Source organism: Bacteroides sp. AF34-31BH, assembly GCF_003602795.1.
GTDB classification, from domain to species: Bacteria; Bacteroidota; Bacteroidia; order Bacteroidales; family Bacteroidaceae; genus Bacteroides; species Bacteroides uniformis.
Window position 1 is genome coordinate 744,951 of sequence record NZ_QTLV01000001.1, and the last position, 21,955, is coordinate 766,905.

Below are 21,955 nucleotides of genomic sequence, written 5' to 3' on the forward strand. Positions count from 1 at the left end.
AACACCTACATTAATCTTTAAATTTAAGACAATTATGGATATAAGAAAACAACTCATCATTCTTATACTGGTATTTCTATGTGCCCCGGTTTCTGCACAAAAGAAAGAGAAACTGATCACACTGAAGTTCACAAATATCCCATTATCAGAGGCTATGCCAAAAGTGGAAAAGCAAAGCGGATACACTTTCTTCTATGAATCGCAGCAAATAGACATCAAACAGAAAGTCAGCTTGAATGTTAAGAATGAAACTATTAATAAGACAATAGCAGCCTTATTGAAAGGGACCAATGTTAAATTTGAAATCGACGCAACACACATTATTTTATATACCGGAAAGAATAACAAGGCAATATCCGGACAACCACAGAACATCTCTGGTACAGTAATTGACGAAAGTGGTGAACCGATTATCGGAGCAAATGTCATGGTGGAAGGAACCAGTACTGGTGTCATTACAGATCTTGACGGAAAATACACAATCAACGCACCGGCAGGGAGTAATCTCAAAATCTCCTATATCGGTTATGTGACACAGACTGTAAAAGCTGGTAGAAACAGTACCGTAAAGTTAGTGGAAGACAGTAAAACACTGGCAGAAGTCGTGGTAATCGGCTATGGTACACAGCGTAAGTCCGACCTGACTGGAGGTCTGGTATCAGTAGACCAGAAGAAACTGAACATGATAAATAGCAGTAACTTGATGGACCGTCTCGCAGGACAAATTCCGGGCTTAAGCGTAACTACTGGTGATGCGAAACCGGGGGCAGACCAAACCCTCCGTGTACGTGGTGAAAACTCATTAAGTGCTGACAATGCACCGCTTATTGTATTGGACGGTATTCCTTACAATGGTTCTTTGAGTGATATTGACCCAAACATCATCGAAAGCCTTAGTGTCTTGAAAGATGCTTCCGCAGCAGCTATCTACGGCTCACGCGGTTCCAATGGTGTTATCTTGATTCAATCAAAGAAAGGCAAGAAAGGTGCACCCCAAGTTACATACAAAGGGCAGTTCAGAATGTCGCAACCCCAACAGACTATTGATGTGATGACTCCAGACGAATACATCACATTTAAACAAGACATTGCACGCCTGAAAGATGGATGGAGCGGAGACCAATTGGCTCCTGAGAATATTCTGAGTGCCAGCGAACTTATAAATTACAAGAAAGGCGTTACAAACGACTGGCAGGACTATATTTTCCGCAATGCATTTACCATGGAACATCAAGTAGGCATTTCCGGAGGTACTGAAAGCACCACTTATATGGGGGCAGTTTCCTATCTGGATCAAGAAGGTGTAGTCTACAATTCTGCTATGAAACGTTACAATATCAATTTGAATGTCACACAAGTATTAAACAAATGGCTGACTATTGGTATACAGACCCAATTTATTCAAAGAGATGGCGGTGGTATAACCCCGAATATTGAACATGCTGTAAAGCAAAGTCCTTATGGTATCTACAAAGATGAAAACGGCAAGTATTATGAAGAACCTATGGACCAATCCCTGATTATTAACCCGATGGCCAATGTCAATGCCGACCAAGATCAAACAAGACGTAACTTCTTCATCAACACCTATGCTGACATTCTGTTGCCGGTAAAAGGTCTTTCAGCCCGTACAACCTTTGGTTACAACTATCGTAGCGACTTTACCGGCACATACTATGGCCGTGACACCAAAGACGGTAGAACAGCCAGCGGAAAAGCCAGCATCAACAATGAACACTACTGGGATTACACTTGGGAAAATCTGCTCAAATATAATCGTGAATTTGGCAAGCACCGTTTCGACGCTACAGGTTTGTTCAGTGTACAACAAACTCAGAAAAAGACTTCCAAGTCAAGCGCCGAAAGTTTTGTAAACGATGATTCCAGTTATCATAACATCAATGCAGGTGAAAAGAATAAAACCGTAAGTTCTGGTTTATCAGAAACCTCGATGCTGTCTTATATGCTTCGCTTGAATTATTCATATGCAGGAAAATATATGTTGACCCTGACCGGACGTTCCGACGGTTATTCTGCCTTCGGTGCAAACAACAAGTATGCATTCTTCCCGTCAGTGGCTGCTGCATGGAACATTGCTTCCGAAAGTTTTATGGAAAATGCACAAAACTGGCTGGACCAATTGAAGCTCCGCGTATCTTATGGTTCTAACGGTAACCAAGCCATCAACCCCTATCAGACATTGGACCGTCTGCACCTCACAAACTATATCTGGGGTGACGGTGGAGCAGGTGTCAACGGTGCTTATCTGGCCAACGACGGTGTCGGAAATCCGAATCTAAAGTGGGAAACAACCCAAACATTCAACGTCGGTATCGACTATTCATTCTTCAACGGCCGTATCAACGGTAACATTGAAATGTATGTCGCCAACACAAAAGACTTGCTGATGAAACGTACTGTTCCTATCATGAACGGCTATAAAACCATTTGGGATAATGTGGGTAAAACACGCAATAAAGGTGTTGAATTTACCTTGAACACCGTCAACATACGTAATAAGGACTTCGAATGGAGCACCGGAATCATCTTTTCACTGAACCGTGACAAGATTGTAGACCTGCGTGGTGACAAGAAAGATGATATCACCAATAAATGGTTCATCGGCAAACCTTTGCGAGTTTACTACGACTATGACGTCGACGGCATCTGGCAGGAAGGTGACAAATTCACCTATACCGCAGCAGACGGTACAGAAAAAGAGATCCAGAAAGGTGCCAAACCAGGTTCTGCCAAAGTGAAAGACGCAGACGGAAACGGTTATATTGACTCCAATGATAAAGTTATCATCGGTTCAAAAAATCCAAGCTTCCTCATGTCTATGAGCAATACATTGACTTACAAGAACTTTTACTTGTCATTCCTACTGAATGGAACCTTCAAAGTTACGCGTGAGTTGAACGAAGCCAATATCGGAAGTTGGAGTTACAACCTATACAACTATCTGCATAATGCCGATTACTGGACACCGGAACACACCAATTCCAAATATGCTTCTCCAGCATATAACAACTTCGACGGACACAGCTATTACAAAGACTTTACATACATCCAAATAAAGAATATCACTTTAGGATACAATTTTGAAAAGAATTTTGTAAAAAAATTGGGACTGAGCGGTTTGGGAGTCAATATCAGTGTGGAGAATCCTTATACATTCTGTGACATACGCAGCGTATTGAACTATGACAACAGTTGGTTTGCCTCTTACCCGACTGCACGTTCCTACGTACTTGGACTGAACTTATCATTCTAAACTTACTTAAATATATATACAATGAAAAATTATATATCAAAAGCAACTCTAGCTCTGTTAGTAGCTCTGTCTGCTACCGGTTGCTCTGACTTTCTGGATGAGAAACTGAAAAGTGAACTGGCTCCGGACAACACATATACAAGTTCCTATGGTTTCGAAGTAGGTTCTACCGGACTTTATGCCGAAGCACGCTCTGAATACAACACTTGGGGTGAAAACGGTGCCTTCATGCACAATGCCGCTTGCCCTTACGAAGCATTACAGATTGCCACTGACCTTGCTACCATGGGTACCAAAGACGGTTCTATCCAACCGTTCGGTTTCTTGACATTAACTCCAAATACCGGTATTGTAGGCTCCTACTGGAACTGGGCTTATAGTCTGATTGCAGGAGCCAATGAGATGTTGAAATACTCGGAAATAAACACGAACTGGGATAATAGCACAGACAAGGCGCTCTATCAGGCAGAATCACGTTTTTTCCGCGCCTATGCATACCGTACATTGGTTTATCTGTATGGAGACGTTCCTTATGTAGACAAGATTCAAGATCAGTTCAGAATCGATTTTACCCGTACACCGAAGGAAGAGGTTATTGCCCACATGGTAGAAGACCTTCAGTTTGCTGTCGAGAACCTGCCTACTGACCCTGATGCCGTAAAAGTCGGCAAGCTGACCAAATGGGCGGCAGAACACTTACTAAGTGAGGTTTACTTGATGCAGGGTGATTATGCAAAGGCTGAAACTGCTGCAGAGAATGTCATCAACAGCGGATATTTCCACTTGATGGAAGACCGCTTCGGTGAAAAGGCAAAAGCAAACGGCGATGTGTTCTCCGACCTATTCGTTGAAAACAACCAAAATCGCACATCCGGCAATATGGAAAGCATTTGGGTCATGCAGTTTGAATATAACACTACTGGTGGCGGTACAAATTCCGATGACTGGACACGCCGTGCCTGGGAACCCAAATACTTCGAGATTACCGGTTTTGTTTTGGCAGACTCACTGGGTGGCCGCGGCTTGTCGCAATTGGTACCAATGAAATGGTGGATTGGAGAAGATACCGGTTTCTTTGATGAAGAAGACATTCGTAATTCCGAATACAACATCAAACGTAACTGGTATTACAACAACGAGAACATGCCCGACCTTTATGGTAAAAAAGCCACGATTACAGACGAAACATGGTTTACCACCTTCCGTCTTTATCCGGCTCTGACAAAATTCTTCTATGGCCGTTCCGAAAACCTTTCTTTGACCGGTTCCTACCGTGACCGCATGAAGTTCCGTTTGTCCGAGACTTATCTCTTACTCTGCGAAGCAAGGTTGGGGTTGAACGATATTTCAGGTGCCCGCGAAGCAATCAATGTTGTACGCCGTCGCGCACATGCTCCTGAAATTACGGACAGTGAAATGACCATGGACTTCTTGCTGGACGAACGTATCCGCGAGTTGGTAGGTGAAGAATCACGCCGCTTTACCTTATGCCGTACCGGCAAATTATTGGAGCGTACCCGCAAATACAATACAGAATCGGGGCCCGTTATGCGTGATTACCACACATTATGGCCGATTCCTCAGAGCATAATCGATTCAAATACGGGTGCAGAATTCCCGCAAAACGAAGGATATTAACAGCACAAAGACAAAATAAAACACGAATAAAGGTAAAAAGATAGTTTTCAAGATTCTCATAAAGGGAATTGTCCGCGTCCATTGAGAACAAAGGCAATTCCCTTAATTTTATCAATAAACAATCATGAAGATACACAGACAATTAACAGCAGCAGCCTTTCTGTTTATCAGTATGGCAATCATGGCACAAGTGCCATTCAGCAAAAAGGAAGTAAAAGAGAAAATGAAGCAAGTGGCAGACTGGCAAATTTCCAATCCTAACACTGCCCACGAACACCACGACCTGGATTGGACCAATGGAGCACTTTATGTAGGTATGGTAGATTGGGCTAAACTGGCAGAAGAGGAGTACAATGACAGCACCTACTATCAATGGCTCTATAAAATAGGAAGACGAAACTGCTGGCAACCCCATCAGCGGTTGTACCATGCAGACGATATAACCGTTTCCCAATCATTCATTGACTTATACCGTAAATATAAAAAAGAGGAAATACTGGCTCCTACCCTGGCACGTACGGAATGGATTGTCAACCATCCATCCAACGGTACATTCAAACTGGAGTATGGTGACAACAAAACCCTAGAACGCTGGACCTGGTGTGATGCCTTGTTTATGGCCCCCCCGGTTTATGCCAAGCTATACCGTGAAACCAACAACCGGAAATACCTCCAATTCATGGACAATGAATACCGGGCTACCTACGAATACCTATTCGATAAGGAAGAGAACCTTTTCTACCGCGATTGGCATTATTTCGGTAAAAAAGAAGCCAATGGCAAAAAGGTGTTCTGGGGACGTGGAAATGCCTGGGTACTGGCCGGTCTGGCAGAAGTATTGCAGGAGTTGCCCAAAGGCTTGATGGAACGCGCTTATTACGAAGAACTGTTTATCCGGTTATGCACACGTATCGCCGGATTGCAGAACGAAGACGGTTATTGGCATGCCAGCCTTCTGGATCCGGCTTCTTATCCTTCTCCCGAAACCAGTTCCACCGGTTTCTTTGTATATGCGTTGGCCTATGGCGTAAATGCGGGACTCTTGAGTGAAGACGATTTCATGCCAGTCATTATAAAAGGCTGGAAGGCACTGACCGATGCTGTAGATGCAAGCGGTAAACTTGGCTGGGTACAGCCTATCGGTGCCGACCCCCGTAAAGTGACGCGTGACATGACAGAAGTTTACGGTGTCGGTGCGTTTCTTGCAGCAGGATGCCAGATATACAAGATGGCTGTAGATACGGAAGCTGATTATATAAAAATCTGGCCAGACAGAAAAACCATGCAGGGAAACCCTTTAAGTGGTTGGGTTGTTTATGCAAATGAGAATGTCAGCGATGACTTCTGGAAGAAATACGACCATATCTATGTACCGGAAAAAGGAACAACCGTGAAAATCTCCGATTATGCACGCACACTCTATATCCGTACGCATTGGAGTACCTTCAATCCCGCCGAAGGAGTCTACGGCTGGGATACCAACGAAAAGTTGAAAAAAGTAATTCAAGGGGCACTCGACAGAGGTATGCGTCTCTCTTTCCGTGTAGTTGTCGACAGCCGCGACCGAAAAAATGAAGCCACTCCGGCCTATGTATTCGATGCAGGAGCCAAATACTATACAGACAATGGAAAACGCTCTCCCTATCCTGATGACCCTATCTTCCAGAAGAAATATGCAAAGTTCATAGAAGCATTTGCCAAAAAATACAATGACCCTGACCTGGTGGAATTTATAGACGGCTACGGTCTTGGCAAATGGGGTGAAGCACACACCATGAAGTACATTGACCCCAAGAACCGGGAAGCTGTGTTCAATTGGATTACAGACCTCTACGTCAAACACTTCACCAAAGTACCTTTAGTTATCAACTACCATCGTTGGATGGGTGCAGGCAAAGACTGGGCAGGTGAGGAGAACTTTGATCCCGATAGTAAACGCTTGTTGGACAGTGCTTGTGAGAAAGGTTTTTCTTTACGCCATGATGCTTTCGGAATGAGAGAGTATTACGGCCAGTGGGAACGGAATTATGTAAAGCCTTGGATTATGAAGCGTCCGGTATTGCTGGAAGGTGGCTGGATTGTAAGCAAACACCCTTACCACAATGACCCGAGCGGTTACAAAACAGCCAAAGAAGTTCGTATAGGAGAATTTGAAGACGGTCAGGAAGCTCATGTCAACATGATGGATTTCCGTGTAGGAGACGAAACCATGAGTTGGTTCCGTGATGCCTATCCTCTGGTTGAGCGTTTCATCTCCGAAGGAGGTTATCGTTTGTATCCCGATTCCATTGTGGTTCCCAAAGAGATAAAGAACGGGACAAAAATAAGAATAGCACATCGTTGGAACAATTTAGGCTGGGGATACTGTCCTACCAATATACCACAATGGAATCAGAAATACAAAGTAGCCTTTGCCTTATTGAATCAAGACAATCAGATAGCCTACTCCTATCTGGACAGCAATACCGATTTGTCGGTCTGGATTAAAGACCATCCCACTTCTTATGAGTTTACTCCTAAAATCAAGGGAGTCAAGAAAGGCAACTATACTTGGGCAGTGGCTTTGGTAGATACGACCAAAGGCAATGGCAGTAATGTAAAAGGACTGAATATCTCTGCCAAAGGTACTTACACAGACTCCGGTTGGCTGAAACTGGCAGAAGTAACTATAAAGTAAATACATTAAAGCGTACAAAGGTATGATGAAAAGAAACGACTTGCATGTTTCAAGATTATCGGTAAAGCTCTTCCTCCTGCTTGCTCTACTGCTTTCCTCCTCCGGAGGACTGCAGGCAAAAGCAACTGACGCAGACACTCTTAGAGTGCTGGCCATAGGCAACAGTTTCTCACAAGATGCAGTGGAACAATATCTGCACGAACTGGGAAAGTCCGAAGGTTATATCATGATTATCGGCAACATGTATATCGGAGGATGTTCATTGGAACGGCATGTAAAAAATATACGCAACAATACACCGGCCTACGCCTACCGCAAAGTAGACAAAAATGGGGAAAGGGTAGAAATCCGGGAAATGACCATTGAGAAAGCCCTTGCCGACGAACCATGGGACTATGTAAGCCTGCAACAAGCAAGTCCGGTATCAGGCATTTACGAGACATACAAAGCGTCTCTCCCGGAACTGGTGAATTATGTCAAGCCACGGGTCAGTAAAAAGACTGTTTTAATGATGCATCAAACTTGGGCCTATGCCGGCAACAGCACTCATTCGGGATTCAAGAACTACAATTCAAGCCAGATGAAAATGTACACCGATATTGTCGATGCCGTTAAGGAAGCGGCCGGATTGGTGGGCATCAAAAAAATCATCCCCTCCGGAACTGCCATCCAGAATGCCCGCACCACCTTTATAGGCGACCACATGAATAGGGATGGCTATCATCTGGACCTGAAAATAGGCAGATATACCGCCGCTTGTACCTGGTTCGAAGCTTTGACCGGCCAAAAAGTCATAGGAGCCCCCTACTCCCCAAAAGGCATGAACTATGACGAGAAGGAAGTAGCCCAGACAGCCGCACATGCAGCCATACTTTGTCCGGACAAGGTCACCCATCTGGTCGATTTGAAGCAGCCGGCCTCCAAAGCCAATTACAATGAAGCGAATGTTCCCGAATACACCTTGCCCGATGCGTTGACACTGGAAAACGGGAAACCGGTAACAACAGCAGAACAATGGACGAAAAAACGCCGTCCCGAACTATTGAGACTTTTTGAAACAGAGATGTTCGGTAAGGCTCCCAAGCATCCTAAGGACATGCATTTCGAAGTATTGACGGAAGACAGCCATGCCCTTGGAGGACTGGCTACCCGAAAAGAAGTCAATGTCTATCTTACAAAGGACAACAAAAAGTATTTCACCATACTCATGTACATTCCCAACCAACGTGCGGGAACCGTACCGTTGTTCTTCGGACTCAACTTCAAAGGTAACCACACCATCAGCACCGACCCCGGCATATCATATCCTACACTTGAAAAACAAAAAGAGTTCAGATGGAGGAAGCTCCCCGAAAGAGGTATCGCCTCGGCACGCTGGCCCATAGAAACGATAATGAAGAACGGCTATGCACTTGCCACTATTTACCGGGGAGACATTGACCCTGATTTCGATGATGCCTTCAAAAACGGAGTTCATCCTTTGTTCTACCAAAAGGAGCAACGCCGTCCTGCCGATAACGAATGGGGGACCATTGCAGCATGGGCATGGGCCATGAGTTGTGCTATGGACTATTTTGAGACGGACAAAGAGATAGATGCATCCAAGGTGGCCGTCTTCGGTCATTCCCGACATGGCAAAGCAGCACTATGGGCCGGTGCTACAGACCAACGTTTTTCCCTAATCATTTCCAACTGTTCCGGTTGCGGAGGTGCAGCGCTCTCTCGCCGTGCCTTTGGCGAAACAGTCCGTGCCGTCAACCGGCAATTCACGCATTGGTTCTGCCGCAACTTCTGGAAATACAATGATAAGGAGGAAAATTTACCGTTCGACCAACACGAGCTCATTGCCCTGCAAGCTCCCCGTCCGGTCTACATAGCCAGTGCAACCGAAGACCGCTGGGCCGACCCCAAAGGCGAATTCCTATCCGGAGTATATGCCACTCCCGTATATGAGCTTTTTGGCAAGAAAGGATTAGAGTCTACAGAGATGCCTGCCACAGATACCCCCGTCCGAGATGGAAGCATTGCCTACCATATCCGCACCGGAATCCATGACATTACGGTTTATGATTGGGAACAATACATCTGGTTCGCTGATAAATGGTTCAAAGGCAAATAAGAAACTTCCCCTTCAGGACATTCGGAGAGATATGAGTCACCAGGAATGAAGAAATGAGCGCCCGAACAGGATAACGAAACCCAGCATACAATAGTCCGGGACTTTGTTTCCTTTACATAGGGACTTAGCCCCTTTCACATTACGACTGTATACCCAAAACACCCGGATGTTTTGACCCAATACATCCCCATGTTTTACCCTAAAACATCCGGGTCTTTTGGGGTAAAACATCCGGGTGTTTTCACAGACATCATCCGGATGTTTAGGGGTTACAGTCGTAATGCGAAAGGGGCTAAGTCCCTATATGTCGGGAACTCAGTCATACACTCTTGCAGATAGAACACTGACGTGAGAAAACTTTAAAAAACGTGAATCCGACGAATCAACAGAGTATCTGAATTCGTCGGACTCACGTTAAATAATCTGAGTTCTATATAAAAATCAGCGCTTTAACAACTCATCTCTTCTGTTGCAACCCCTTCAGCAAGTGGTCCACCGCCGCTTTCAGCTGTGCATCTTCTCCCTTCAAAACAGCTTCCGGCTCATTATAAACCAAGATGTCCGGCTGTAAAGTCCGGTTCTCCAGATAGTTACCCTGCATATCCACACAACCTACCTGCGGAATACCGAATACAATACTTGGATCAATCTGGCTTTCCCACCAGACAGCAGTCATGGTTCCTGCCACTGGAGCACCTATCAGCTTACCGATACCCAACGTCTTGTACACAAAAGGAGTACCGTGGGCATTGCTGTAATTATCCTCGCAAACCAACATACACGAAGGTTTCAGCCATCTATCAAAAGGATCGCTGCCGATGTACTGGCCGCGCGGCACAAAGCGTTCATACTCCTTGCCGCTAAGTAACGTCGCTACTTGTTCGTGCAGCCATCCGCCTCCGTTATGGCGGGTATCCACCACAACAGCCTCTTTCTTACGACTGCTTTCGCTCAACAAATCGGAGTAAATCTTACGGAAGCTCGGACTATCCATACCTTTGATGTGAATATAAGCAATGCGTCCGCCGGAATATTCATCCACCTTCTTGCGGCAGTTTTCCACCCAGCGCTTATACAACAGCTCATTCTGGGCACCGTAAGATATGGGCTTCAAGGTTTCTTCAAACCGCTTTCCGGTAACAGGATCATAGACCGAGAGAATCACCTTGCGGCCTGCCTTACCTTCGAGTAACGGGAAATAATCAGCGCCAGCCTTAATGGCAACACCATCCACTTTCTCGATAATACAGCCCGGCTTGACATCCGTCTTTTTCTTCGTCAATGGACTCTGAGCTATAATTTCTTTAATCTTCAATCCATCGCCCGCATAAGCTTCATCATAGAACACTCCCAAAGCAGCCGTAGGAAGTGCTGCGCCCGAAGCATAATAACGCGCTCCCGTATGAGAACCGTTCAATTCACCCAGCATCTCACTCAGCATTTCCGCAAAATCGTAGTTATTGTTGATATACGGCAAGAAGCGCTTATAAGTTTCTTTGTATCCATTCCAGTCCGTACCTTGCAAGTCTGCCACATAGAACTTATCATTTACCTGCTGCCAGATGTGGTCGAAGATATATTCACGCTCACCATAAGGGCGGTAATCGAAGAAAGCCTCAAATTCAATTGGAGAAATCTTGCTGCCTTCAATCTCTATCTTCTTCATTCCGTCGCGGGCACAAAGGAAGATATTCTTCCCTTCCTTGTCAGGCTGCAAAGCGCCTGCACCTACTTTCTTCAAAAGAACTTTTGTAACATTCTCTTTCAGATTGTGTTCCCAAAGATCGTACCCATCCTCGAAAACAGAAAGATAATAGAGTTTATCCCCTTTAGCAGAAAGCATGGCATCTGCCATATGCGAGGAGTTGACGGTCAGGCGTACAATACGGTCAAAGCGGTTTGCGAGGTCGAACTTTAACGGCTCTACCTTTTTCTCCTTATCTTTGTCGGCATCCCCTTTTTTCTTCTTGGCATCCTTTTCGTCTTTCTTCCCGGCTTTTTCCTTCTCTGCCTTCTCCGCTTCCTCGAGTAAAGCGGTTTCTTCCTTATTCATCAAAAAACGGTCGTATGCTTCAGCATCAAAGAACATGATATAAGTATCGTCTTCGGCTCCCCAACTGCCGTGGCTGCGATACCCCGCACGGTCACTGGTCCAAATCATGGCTTTTCCACCCAATACCCATTTGGCATTGCCATCGTTGTATCCGCTCTCGGTCAGGTTCACCATTTCACCCTTGCCATCGGCATTCAGCAGCACAACATCTTTGTTGTTCCATCCACCTACACCGATATAGTCCGAAAGAATCCATTTGCTGTCCGGACTCCACTGAAACCACTGGTCACCGTCCGAATAAGAGTATTGATACTTGCCATCCATAACGGTACGCACATCCTTTGTCTTCAAATTGATGACACGGATGGTGCTGCGGTTTTCGAGAAAGGCAATCTCTTTACCGTCAGGGCTGTATTGGGGTTGGAAAGAAGCGGCATCCGAGTTTGTCAAGCGTTCTTCCTTCAGCTCTGTGGCATAGGTAAACAGCTTTTCATCCTTACGCACAATCGTCGAAGTGTAAAGTTGCCAAAGCCCGCCACGTTCGGAAGCATAAACCAGTGTCCGCCCATCGGGGGCAAAGTCTACGGTACGTTCCTGACAAGGAGTATTCGTTATCTGCTTCGTAGTCTTATATTCCACTGAAGTGACGTAGACATCGCCGCGCAAAACGAAAGCCACTTCCTTACCATCCGGAGACACTGCCATTTCCGTGGCACCGCTACTCTTAATCTGGCGGATAATATCCTTGTCGTTTCTGTCGGAAACAATGCTGATGTTCACCTTTTGCGCTTCTCCACCGGGAAGCAGGGTGTAAATCTCACCATCAAATCCATAGCACAACCTTCCGTCCGTAGCGGCACTGAGATAGCGTACCGGATTTTTGGTATAGTGCGTCAACTGCACGGCCTTCGCATCTCCGGGAGTACGTCGGTAGATATTGAAAGAGCCGTTTTCCTCACTCAGATAGTAGAATGTTTTTCCATCAGGAGCCCAAACCGGTTCACGGTCTTCTCCTCCGAAAGTGGTCAGCTGGCGGTACTGCGGTTCTTTTCCCGGAGTATACATCCAGATGTCACGGGCAATGGGCGATACGTGATGTTTACGCCAGTAGTCCTCGTAACCTTTCTTATCTTGATACAACATCGCTCCCTCCTTATTGATGGAGATGCACTCCATAGGCATGGACGAAATCATCGTCGGGCGCCCTCCCTCCACTGATACTCGATAGACCTGATTGAACTGCCCGTTAGAGGGAAAGACAACAGCCTCGGCAGACGGCATGATGCCCGCAGAGAACAAGACATGTCCGGCATCTGTAAAAGCAAGCGGCGTTTCGCTTCCCGAGTGGGTAGTCAGCCGTCGTGGTTCGCCTCCGTCTTTGGCCACAATGTAGACGTCCAGGCTTCCCATACGGTCCGAAGCAAAAGCAATCCGCTTACTGTCCGGACTCCATACCGGAGCCGTATCATATGCGGGATTGGTAGTTATCTGCATGGCACGTCCACCGGCAACCGGCACCGTATAGATGTCTCCTTTATACGTAAAAGCAATGGTGGTCCCATCGGGAGAGATGACACTATGACGCATCCACAGCGGAGCATCCTGCGCAAAAGTAAAACCAGCCAGGCAAACGGCAGCAATACCTAATAGTAGTTTTTTCATAATGATTCTTGTTTTTGGAGAATAAAAAAAACCTCACGACTTTTCCTTTCGGAAAAAGACCGTGAGGTTTGCTTATCATTTTAAGTTACCCTCAATTAGAGAGCACCTACTTCCTTCAAAGCGGCATTTGTCTTGTGAACGGCAGCAGCGCTGGCAGCAAATTTAGCTTTTTCGTCAGCAGTCAGTTCCAGTTCAACGATTTTCTCGATACCGTTCTTGCCAAGGATTACGGGAACACCGATACAGATGTCTGATTCACCGTATTCTCCTTCCAGATATACTGAACAAGGAATCATCTTCTTCTGGTTGTGGATGATAGACTCAACGACATAAGCGCCTGCCGCACCCGGAGCATACCATGCAGAAGTACCCAGCAACTTAGTCAGTGTAGCACCACCTACCATAGTAGAAGCTACCACTTCGTTCAGTTTTTCTTCGCTCAGCAGTGTGCTTACCGGCTGTCCTTTGTAAGTAGCCAGACGAGCCAACGGAATCATGGTAGTATCACCGTGACCACCGATAACCATGCCTTCCACTTCGTTGGCGTTGCAGCCCAAAGCCTGAGACAAGAAATATTTGAAACGAGAGCTGTCCAAAGCACCACCCATACCGATGATACGGTTCTTCGGCAAGCCCAGAGACTTCAATGACAGATAAGTCATGGTATCCATCGGGTTGGAGATAACCACAAGGATAGCATTCGGAGAATATTTCAAGATGTTCTGTGCAACCGACTTAACGATACCTGCATTAACACCGATCAATTCTTCACGAGTCATACCCGGTTTACGGGGAATACCGGAAGTAATCACTACAACGTCGGAGTTGGCAGTCTTCTCATAATCGTTGGTACAACCTACAACAGTGGTGTCGAAGCCCAGCAGTTGAGCAGTCTGCATCATATCCATTGCCTTACCTTCTGAAACGCCTTCTTTCACGTCCAGCATTACCACTTCGTCAGCCACTTCATTAAAGGCTAACACATTAGCGCATGTAGCACCTACGTTACCTGCACCTACTACGGTTACTTTTGACATAATTTCTAAAGTTTTTTGTTTATAAGTGTTCTTTAAAGATGACGCAAAAGTACAGCGAACTTCGTAATTAGAGAAATATTTCCGTAATAATTTTAGTTAAATACACATTTAGCCAATGATTAGTGGACGATGATTAATGATTAATGATTAATTTTGCGGACGATTAATGAATGTAGGACGAATAATCAGCCACCAACCATTAATCACTTAACCATTAATCATTATCAAAAATGGCAGTTAAGAAGAATACACTTCTCATCGTGGCAGGCAGCCTCCTTATCTTATTATTAATAGGAGTTACCATTCTGCTGATTTCCGAAAAGCAAACCAACAAGGAACTGGTGATGGAATTCAATCTGGATAAAGAAGACCTTGAAAATCAATACACAGACTTCGCCAGACAATATGACGAACTGAAGTTGACAGTCTCCAACGACTCCCTCTCCGTACTCTTAGAGCAGGAACAATTGAAGACCCAACGTTTATTGGAAGAACTCCGCACCGTGAAGAGCAGCAATGCCACCGAGATACGCCGTCTGAAGAAGGAACTGGCCTCTCTCCGCAAAGTCATGATAGGCTATATCAACCAGATTGACTCGCTGAACCGCCTGACTGCTCAACAGAAGGAAATCATAGCCGATGTCACCAAGAAGTACAACGCCGCTTCCCGGCAAATCAGCAACTTGTCCGAAGAGAAGAAGAACCTTACCAAGACCGTGACACTTGCCGCCCAACTGGACGCCACCAACATCTCTGTGCAGCCCACAAACAAACGCGGCAAGACTGCCAAGAAGGTGAAAGACATCGTGAAGTTCAAAATAAACTTCTCCATCGTGAAAAACATCACTGCAGAGACCGGCGAACGTACCCTCTACATCCGCATCACCAAACCGGACAATGACGTGCTGACCAAAAGTTCCTCGAACACCTTCCCATACGAGAACCGGGAACTGGTATATTCCATCAAGAAGTATATAGAATACAACGGAGAAGAGCAAGCCGTCACCGTATATTGGGATGTAGAAGAATACCTCTATGCAGGCACCTACCGCGTAGACATTTTTGCTGACGGTACCCTTATCGGTTCGCAATCATTCAGCTTGAATTAATACAAAAAAATCTAAATTATTTTGCAATATCATTGAAAGCCTATACATTTGCATCGTTGTTTATGCAATTATTGTTGCTGTATAAACAACAGATTCATCACCTTAATTAATGTATAGCCCAATGAAAAAGTTCTTCTGTTTCATCTGTTTGGCATACCTATCCTTCCCCATGAAGGCCCAGGAAGCATTAAGCTTGGATAGTTGCCGTGCATTGGCAATCTCCAACAACAAAGAACTGCTGATAAGCCAGGAAAAAATCAACGCCGCCCACTATCAAAGGAAAGCGGCATTTACTAATTACCTTCCCAACATTTCGGCCAGCGGCGGATATATGCGCAGTCAAAAAGAGTTGTCCATCCTCAGCGACGCTCAGAAAGGAGCCTTGTCCGGATTGGGTACAAGTCTCAGCGGACCGTTACAGCAGGCTGCCCAAGTCATCGCACAGCTTCATCCAGAACTGGCAGGCCAATTGCCGGCTTTAGGACAAAGCCTGGTAGGTGCCCTCGACGGTGCAGGCCAATCCTTGGTTGACGCCTTTCGTACAGACACCCGCAACATGTATGCGGGCGCACTGACCTTGACCCAACCCCTATATATGGGCGGCAAGATACGTGCCTACAACAAAATTACCAAATACGCCGAAGAGCTGGCCCGCCAGCAGCACAACACCGGTATGCAGGAAGTAATCCTGAGTACAGACCAGGCATATTGGCAGGTAGTGTCCCTTGCCCATAAAAAGAAGCTGGCAGAAGGTTATCTGAAACTACTGCAGAAGCTCGACAGCGACGTTGACAAAATGATTGCCGAAGGCGTTGCCACCAAAGCAGACGGACTCTCCATCAAAGTAAAAGTGAATGAGGCCGAAATGACCCTGACCAAAGTAACCGATGGCCTGAGCCTTGCCCGGATGCTGCTGTGCCAATTGTGTGGTCTCGACCTTTCCACTCCCGTCATGCTCACAGACGAACAGAAGGAAGACCTGGCTCCCACTACTCCGGAAAACGGTGCCATCGACATCAACAATGTTTATGCTACCCGTCCCGAAGTGCGTAGCCTGGAACTTGCCACGCAGATTTATAAGCAGAAAGTAAATGTCACCCGTTCGGAATATCTTCCTTCCATAGCACTAATGGGCAGCTATATGGCAACCAACCCTTCCGTCTTCAACAGTTTCGAGAAAAAGTTCAAGGGGATGTGGAATGTGGGTGTCATGGTGTCGGTACCCATCTGGCACTGGGGCGAAGGCATCTATAAAGTAAAAGCAGCCAAATCGGAAGCACGCATCGCCCAATACCAGTTGGATGACGCCAAAGAAAAGATAGAGCTGCAGGTCAACCAGTCGGCTTTCCAAGTGAACGAAGCTGCCAAGAAACTGACCATGGCCGAAAAGAACCTGGAAAAAGCCAACGAGAACCTGAGATACGCCACACTTGGCTTTGAGGAAGGCGTTATACCTGCCAGCAATGTGCTCGAAGCGCACACCGCATGGCTTTCTGCCCAATCGGAAAAGATAGACGCACAGATTGACGTAAAACTGACGGAAATCTATCTGAGAAAGGCAACGGGGGAATTGACAATTGATAATTGATAGTTTCTTCAATCGTAAATAGTAAACAGTCAAATAGTAAATAATATGTTGGATACAAAATCACAAAACAGTAACATGTTGTTGGCATTCCTCACGCTGACGGGAGTGATTGCCATCGTTGCCCTTGTAGGTTTCTTCATGTTGCGTAAAGGGCCGGAAATTGTGCAAGGACAAGCAGAAGTAACGGAGTATCGAGTATCGAGCAAAGTGCCGGGACGTATTCTGGAATTTCGTGTAAAAGAGGGACAAAGCGTACAAGCCGGAGACACCCTTGCCATTTTGGAGGCTCCGGACGTGCAGGCCAAACTGGAACAAGCACGCGCCGCCGAATCGGCAGCCCAAGCCCAGAACGAAAAAGCTCTAAAAGGCGCCCGTCGGGAACAGATACAAGCTGCCTATGAAATGTGGCAAAAGGCACTGGCCGGACTGGAGATTGCCGAAAAATCCTACACGCGTGTGAAGAACCTGCACGACCAAGGCGTGATGTCTACACAAAAGCTTGACGAAGTTACCGCCCAACGCAATGCAGCCCGGGCTACGGAGAAAGCCGCCAAAGCCCAGTATGATATGGCCAAGAACGGTGCGGAACGCGAGGACAAAGCCGCTGCCGCTGCCTTGGTGGAACGTGCCAAAGGAGCTGTGGCCGAAGTTGAATCGTACATCAAGGAAACTTACCTGATTGCACAGACTGCCGGTGAGGTATCCGAGATATTCCCCAAAGTAGGCGAGCTCGTGGGCACGGGTGCTCCCATTATGAACATCGCCATTCTGGACGATATGTGGATAACCTTCAATGTACGCGAGGACTTGCTGCAAGGGTTGGGTATGAATACCGAATTCGAGGCGTTCATCCCTGCACTCGATAAGAATATCCGCCTGAAAGTGTACTATATGAAAGACCTCGGCACATATGCCGCCTGGAAAGCGACCAAGACTACCGGCCAGTTCGACCTGAAAACATTCGAAGTAAAAGCCGCTCCGCAAGAGAAGGTGGAAGGACTGCGTCCGGGAATGAGTGTTGTATTGAAGAAGTAAAGGAGTTATGAGTTATTGGAGAGGATGATGGAAAGAAATAAGAAACATACGGCTTTGTGGAATGTAGCAAGACGCGAATGCCGCCGTCTTGTTTCCCGCCCGCTCTATCTGTTCTGTATGGTGATAGCACCGTTGTTCTGCTACATATTCTTCACCACGCTGATGGACTCCGGGCTTCCTACGGACATGCCCGTAGGTGTGGTGGACCAAGACATGAGTGCCACTTCACGCCAGCTGATACGTAACTTGGACGCTTTTGAGCAGACAGCCGTCGTCGCCCGCTACCCTACCATCAACGAAGCCCGTACCGCCATGCAGCGCGGAGAGATTTACGGTTTCTTCTACATTCCCGAAGGTACCTCTGCCAAAGCGCAGGCCGGACGGCAGCCCAAACTCTCTTTCTATACAAACAATACCCTGCTCATCGCAGGTTCACTCCTCTTCAAGGACATGAAGATGATGAGCGAATTGGCATCCGGTGCCGCAGCACGTAGCACCCTATATGCCAAAGGAGCTACCGAGGAACAAGCGATGGCCTTCCTCCAACCCATCGTCATAGATACACATCCACTCAATAACCCGTGGCTGAACTACTCCGTATATCTGTGCAACACCTTTGCACCGGGCGTATTGATGCTGCTTATCTTCATGGTAACCGTCTATTCCATCGGAGTCGAGATAAAAGACCGCACCGCCCGCGAATGGCTGCGCATGGGCAACAACTCCATCTGGATTTCCCTTGCCGGCAAACTGCTGCCGCATACCGCCATCTTCTTCCTGATGGGAATATTATATAATGTATACCTCTACGGTTTCCTCCATTTTCCCTGCAACAGCGGCATCCTGCCGATGCTGCTTGCCACTCTTTGCCTGGTGCTGGCATCGCAAGGCATGGGAATATTGATGATAGGAACCCTGCCTACCCTGCGTCTGGGACTCAGTTTCGCTTCCCTATGGGGCGTACTCTCTTTCTCCATGTGCGGATTGTCATTCCCTGCCATGGGCATGCACCCCGTATTGCAGGCATTGGCAAATCTGTTCCCCCTGCGCCACTATTTCCTGATTTATGTGGACCAGGCACTGAATGGATACCCCATGATTTACTCGTGGGTCAACTACGTAGCGCTGCTTATTTTCATGATGCTCCCGTTCCTTATAGCCCATAGGCTGAAAGGAGCGTTGGTTTACTATAAATACATGCCCTAATGAAAGACCTGACGTTCAGACAGAAAGTGATACAAGGCATTCATGACTTGTTCTATATATGGAAACGGGAATTCGGCACCACCTTCCGCGACCAGGGCGTGCTCATCTTCTTCGTGCTCGTTCCGTTGGTCTATCCGTTGATATACGCTTTCATCTATACCAACGAAACTATCCACGAAGTGCCCACTGTCGTGGTGGATGACTCACGCTCCTCGTTGAGCCGCGAATACCTGCGGAAAGTGGACTCCAGTCCCGAAGTGAGCCTCGTGAGCTACTGCGCTGATATGGAAGAAGCCAAACTGATGTTGAAGGACCGCAGGGCATACGGTATTATCTACATCCCCTCCACCTTCAGCGACGACATTGTACGCGGTAAGCAAACGCAGGTCAGCATCTTCTGCGACATGAGCGGACTGCTGTATTACAAAGCCTTGCTGACTGCCAACACCAACGTGTCGCTTGCCATGAACGCAGACATCAAAGTGGAGCGAAGCGCCAATACCACCGACCGCCAGGACGAGATTACCGCCTACCCGATAGAGTATGAGGATGTCGCCCTCTATAATCCAACCAACGGATTTGCCGCTTTCCTGATTCCGGCAGTATTGGTATTGATTATCCAGCAAACGCTGCTACTCGGCATCGGCTTGTCTGCCGGGACGGCACGCGAACAGAACCGCTTCCGCGACCTGGTGCCTATCAACCGCCACTACAACGGCACACTACGCATTGTGATGGGAAAAGGGCTGAGCTACTTCATGGTATATTCACTGGTATCGGTATATATACTGTGTGTGGTTCCATGGCTTTTCAGCCTCAACCAAATAGCGATACCCGGTGTCCTGACTCTGTTCACCCTGCCCTACCTGGCCGCTTGTATTTTCTTTGCCATGACAGCATCCATTGCCATCCGCAACCGCGAAACGTGCATGCTGCTGTTCGTGTTCACCTCCGTGCCGCTGCTGTTCCTCTCCGGCATTTCATGGCCGGGAGCTGCTATGCCCGCTTTCTGGAAGTACTTCTCGTACATCTTCCCTTCTACCTTCGGCATCAACGGCTACGTACGCATCAACAGCATGGGAGCCACACTCAATGAAGTCTCTTTCGAGTACCAAGCACTATGGATACAAACGGGCTTCTACTTCATCACCACGTGCCTGGTATATCGCTGGCAGATATTGCAGAGCAGGAAACATGTGATTGAAGAGTATAAGAAGCATAAGAGTATAGAAGCGTAACACATTGTTCCAAGCCTACGAAACAAAGTGTTCACATGCGTTTGAACACTTTGTTTCAGCGTATCAGAACAATTTGTTCCAATATATAAAAACAGTTTGTTCGCCATATTGAAACAGTCTGTTCCCTTATAGGAAACAGACTGTTTTGTTAAAGGAAACAAATAGTTGCCCTACAGCATCGGCAAGGCAGCAAACAGACAAACGGTTGTAATACCTAATTACGGTCGCATATGTTTCTCCAATATCGGGTAAAGTATCTCAGCATACCTCATAAAGCCCAAATCGGTAAAATGAATGCCGTCTACTGTAGCCTCCCCGTCGTGGCCGATGATGTCACGGGAAGCAAGGAAATAGATGTTTTTCTCTCCACGTTGCTTCAAAGAACGGAAAAAGGCATTCAATGTCTCATTCTTGTCCTTTACCTCCTTGGCAATCCTGGTGTCAAAAGGAGAGTGGGTAAAGAGAGGGTCTTCCACGAAAAGGACAGGCGTATCGGGATGCTTGCTGCGGATAGTGGTATAGAATTTATCGGCACGCTCTCTCATTTGCTCCACGGTAGCATTGGGCACAAAGTCGAGGACAAACATAGAAGCGTCCACACCGGCTATGACATCGGCAATCTCCAGGTCGAGCAAGGCATTGCCGCTAAATCCCAGATTGATGCACTCACGATTGAGCCAACGTTCCAGAATATTGGTATGCACCATGCCGGGACGGGAAGCGCAGCCTCCCTGCAAGATGCTGGTACCATAGAATACCACCGGCTTCTCACGTTTCGGCAAGTCTACTGCCGGCGGGGTAATGGCGGATAAAGAATCCACGCCGATGGAAAGCGAGGTAACCCCATCATATAAAGAAAGGTACAAAAGGTATTCGCGCTCCTCGGGCAACATATTGCTTACGATAGTCGCCTTATTGATTTTGCCCTGCGGACGTCCGCTACCGGCAAATATCCACTTGCCGTCTTGCAAGCAGTAGAGGTCGAGGCCTTTAATGCCGGTCGGTGTCATGTGGTTCATACTCATATTGTTCCTTACTTCCCATTTGGCAGAAATGCTTGTAGAGTTGGAACGGAAGCGCACGGCGAGTCCGGCACTGTTGCGGCCTAAGTCCCACAACGGCTTGCGGGAGATGTTCTGCAGAGAGTCCGGCAGACGCTCATAGCGGGTAAGGGTAGATTCTGTTGCTTTGCCCAGAAGGGGGAAGGCGGAAGCATCATGATAGATAGTCTGGGCATTGGCAACAGCGGCCAACAACAAGCCCATCAAAAGAATTCTGGTTCTCATATGACAAGATATTAAGTGTTAAGTATCAGATGG

Annotated in this window: 11 protein-coding genes and 2 pseudogenes; 10 read left to right on the forward strand and 3 right to left on the reverse strand. The window is 46.9% G+C overall.

Going from position 1 to position 21,955, the window contains the following annotated elements:
• The first annotated feature begins 34 nt into the window (after positions 1 to 34).
• The 5 genes and pseudogenes from DWZ67_RS03165 to DWZ67_RS20645 all read left to right on the forward strand — a co-directional run bounded on the left by DWZ67_RS03165 (position 35) and on the right by DWZ67_RS20645 (position 9,708).
• Positions 35 to 3,274: a TonB-dependent receptor gene (locus tag DWZ67_RS03165; RefSeq protein WP_016273123.1), complete on the forward strand. Its 3,240-nt coding sequence runs from the start codon at positions 35 to 37 to the stop codon at positions 3,272 to 3,274.
• A gap of 21 nt (positions 3,275 to 3,295) precedes the next feature.
• Positions 3,296 to 4,912 (forward strand): RagB/SusD family nutrient uptake outer membrane protein, encoded by a 1,617-nt coding sequence (locus DWZ67_RS03170; RefSeq protein ID WP_009037857.1) that lies wholly within the window; start codon positions 3,296 to 3,298, stop codon positions 4,910 to 4,912.
• Between the two features lie 124 nt (positions 4,913 to 5,036).
• A pseudogene (locus tag DWZ67_RS20345) lies at positions 5,037 to 6,146 on the forward strand (glycoside hydrolase family 105 protein); the annotation flags it as partial.
• A gap of 1,468 nt (positions 6,147 to 7,614) precedes the next feature.
• Positions 7,615 to 8,487, forward strand: a pseudogene (locus DWZ67_RS20350) (DUF4886 domain-containing protein); the annotation flags it as partial.
• A 495-nt stretch (positions 8,488 to 8,982) separates the two neighbouring features.
• A complete protein-coding gene (locus tag DWZ67_RS20645; protein ID WP_410492076.1) occupies positions 8,983 to 9,708 on the forward strand; it encodes a hypothetical protein in 726 nt (241 codons plus the stop codon).
• Between the two features lie 457 nt (positions 9,709 to 10,165).
• On the opposite strand, the gene DWZ67_RS03185 is transcribed toward DWZ67_RS20645, so the two are convergent.
• Both DWZ67_RS03185 and mdh read right to left on the reverse strand, forming a co-directional pair.
• Positions 10,166 to 13,423: a S41 family peptidase gene (locus tag DWZ67_RS03185; RefSeq protein ID WP_120138112.1), complete on the reverse strand. Its 3,258-nt coding sequence runs from the start codon at positions 13,421 to 13,423 to the stop codon at positions 10,166 to 10,168.
• Positions 13,424 to 13,518: 95 nt separating this feature from the next.
• Complete coding sequence (mdh, locus tag DWZ67_RS03190; protein WP_005829779.1) at positions 13,519 to 14,460, reverse strand: malate dehydrogenase; 942 nt, start codon at positions 14,458 to 14,460, stop codon at positions 13,519 to 13,521.
• A gap of 230 nt (positions 14,461 to 14,690) precedes the next feature.
• On the opposite strand from mdh, the gene DWZ67_RS03195 reads away from it, so the two are divergent.
• From DWZ67_RS03195 to DWZ67_RS03215, 5 genes are all read left to right on the forward strand, one after another.
• A complete protein-coding gene (locus DWZ67_RS03195) occupies positions 14,691 to 15,569 on the forward strand; it encodes a hypothetical protein (RefSeq protein ID WP_005829777.1) in 879 nt (292 codons plus the stop codon).
• 121 nt (positions 15,570 to 15,690) lie between these two features.
• On the forward strand, positions 15,691 to 17,157 hold the full coding sequence (locus DWZ67_RS03200; RefSeq protein WP_008664221.1) for a TolC family protein: 1,467 nt from the start codon (positions 15,691 to 15,693) through the stop codon (positions 17,155 to 17,157).
• 45 nt (positions 17,158 to 17,202) lie between these two features.
• Positions 17,203 to 18,192, forward strand: coding sequence for an HlyD family secretion protein (locus DWZ67_RS03205; RefSeq protein ID WP_005829771.1), 990 nt, complete (start codon positions 17,203 to 17,205; stop codon positions 18,190 to 18,192).
• A gap of 27 nt (positions 18,193 to 18,219) precedes the next feature.
• On the forward strand, positions 18,220 to 19,398 hold the full coding sequence (locus DWZ67_RS03210) for an ABC transporter permease (RefSeq protein WP_009037852.1): 1,179 nt from the start codon (positions 18,220 to 18,222) through the stop codon (positions 19,396 to 19,398).
• Entirely contained in the window at positions 19,398 to 20,636 is a 1,239-nt protein-coding gene (locus DWZ67_RS03215; RefSeq protein WP_005829766.1) for an ABC transporter permease, read from the forward strand. Before DWZ67_RS03210 ends, DWZ67_RS03215 begins: the two co-directional genes overlap by 1 nt.
• 218 nt (positions 20,637 to 20,854) lie before the next feature.
• On the opposite strand, the gene DWZ67_RS03220 is transcribed toward DWZ67_RS03215, so the two are convergent.
• Positions 20,855 to 21,922 carry an SGNH/GDSL hydrolase family protein gene (locus tag DWZ67_RS03220; protein ID WP_016273130.1) on the reverse strand — a complete coding sequence of 356 codons (1,068 nt, stop codon included), beginning with the start codon at positions 21,920 to 21,922 and terminating at the stop codon, positions 20,855 to 20,857.
• Between the last annotated feature and the right edge of the window lie 33 nt (positions 21,923 to 21,955).

Excerpts from the sequence above, each read along its gene's own strand:
- DWZ67_RS03165 (WP_016273123.1), top strand. The coding sequence starts at position 35 with ATGGATATAAGAAAACAACTCATCATTCTTATACTGGTATTTCTATGT.
- DWZ67_RS03170 (WP_009037857.1), top strand. The coding sequence starts at position 3,296 with ATGAAAAATTATATATCAAAAGCAACTCTAGCTCTGTTAGTAGCTCTG.
- DWZ67_RS20645 (WP_410492076.1), top strand. The coding sequence starts at position 8,983 with ATGAAGAACGGCTATGCACTTGCCACTATTTACCGGGGAGACATTGAC.
- DWZ67_RS03185 (WP_120138112.1), bottom strand. The coding sequence starts at position 13,423 with ATGAAAAAACTACTATTAGGTATTGCTGCCGTTTGCCTGGCTGGTTTT.
- mdh (WP_005829779.1), bottom strand. The coding sequence starts at position 14,460 with ATGTCAAAAGTAACCGTAGTAGGTGCAGGTAACGTAGGTGCTACATGC.
- DWZ67_RS03195 (WP_005829777.1), top strand. The coding sequence starts at position 14,691 with ATGGCAGTTAAGAAGAATACACTTCTCATCGTGGCAGGCAGCCTCCTT.
- DWZ67_RS03200 (WP_008664221.1), top strand. The coding sequence starts at position 15,691 with ATGAAAAAGTTCTTCTGTTTCATCTGTTTGGCATACCTATCCTTCCCC.
- DWZ67_RS03205 (WP_005829771.1), top strand. The coding sequence starts at position 17,203 with ATGTTGGATACAAAATCACAAAACAGTAACATGTTGTTGGCATTCCTC.
- DWZ67_RS03210 (WP_009037852.1), top strand. The coding sequence starts at position 18,220 with ATGGAAAGAAATAAGAAACATACGGCTTTGTGGAATGTAGCAAGACGC.
- DWZ67_RS03215 (WP_005829766.1), top strand. The coding sequence starts at position 19,398 with ATGAAAGACCTGACGTTCAGACAGAAAGTGATACAAGGCATTCATGAC.
- DWZ67_RS03220 (WP_016273130.1), bottom strand. The coding sequence starts at position 21,922 with ATGAGAACCAGAATTCTTTTGATGGGCTTGTTGTTGGCCGCTGTTGCC.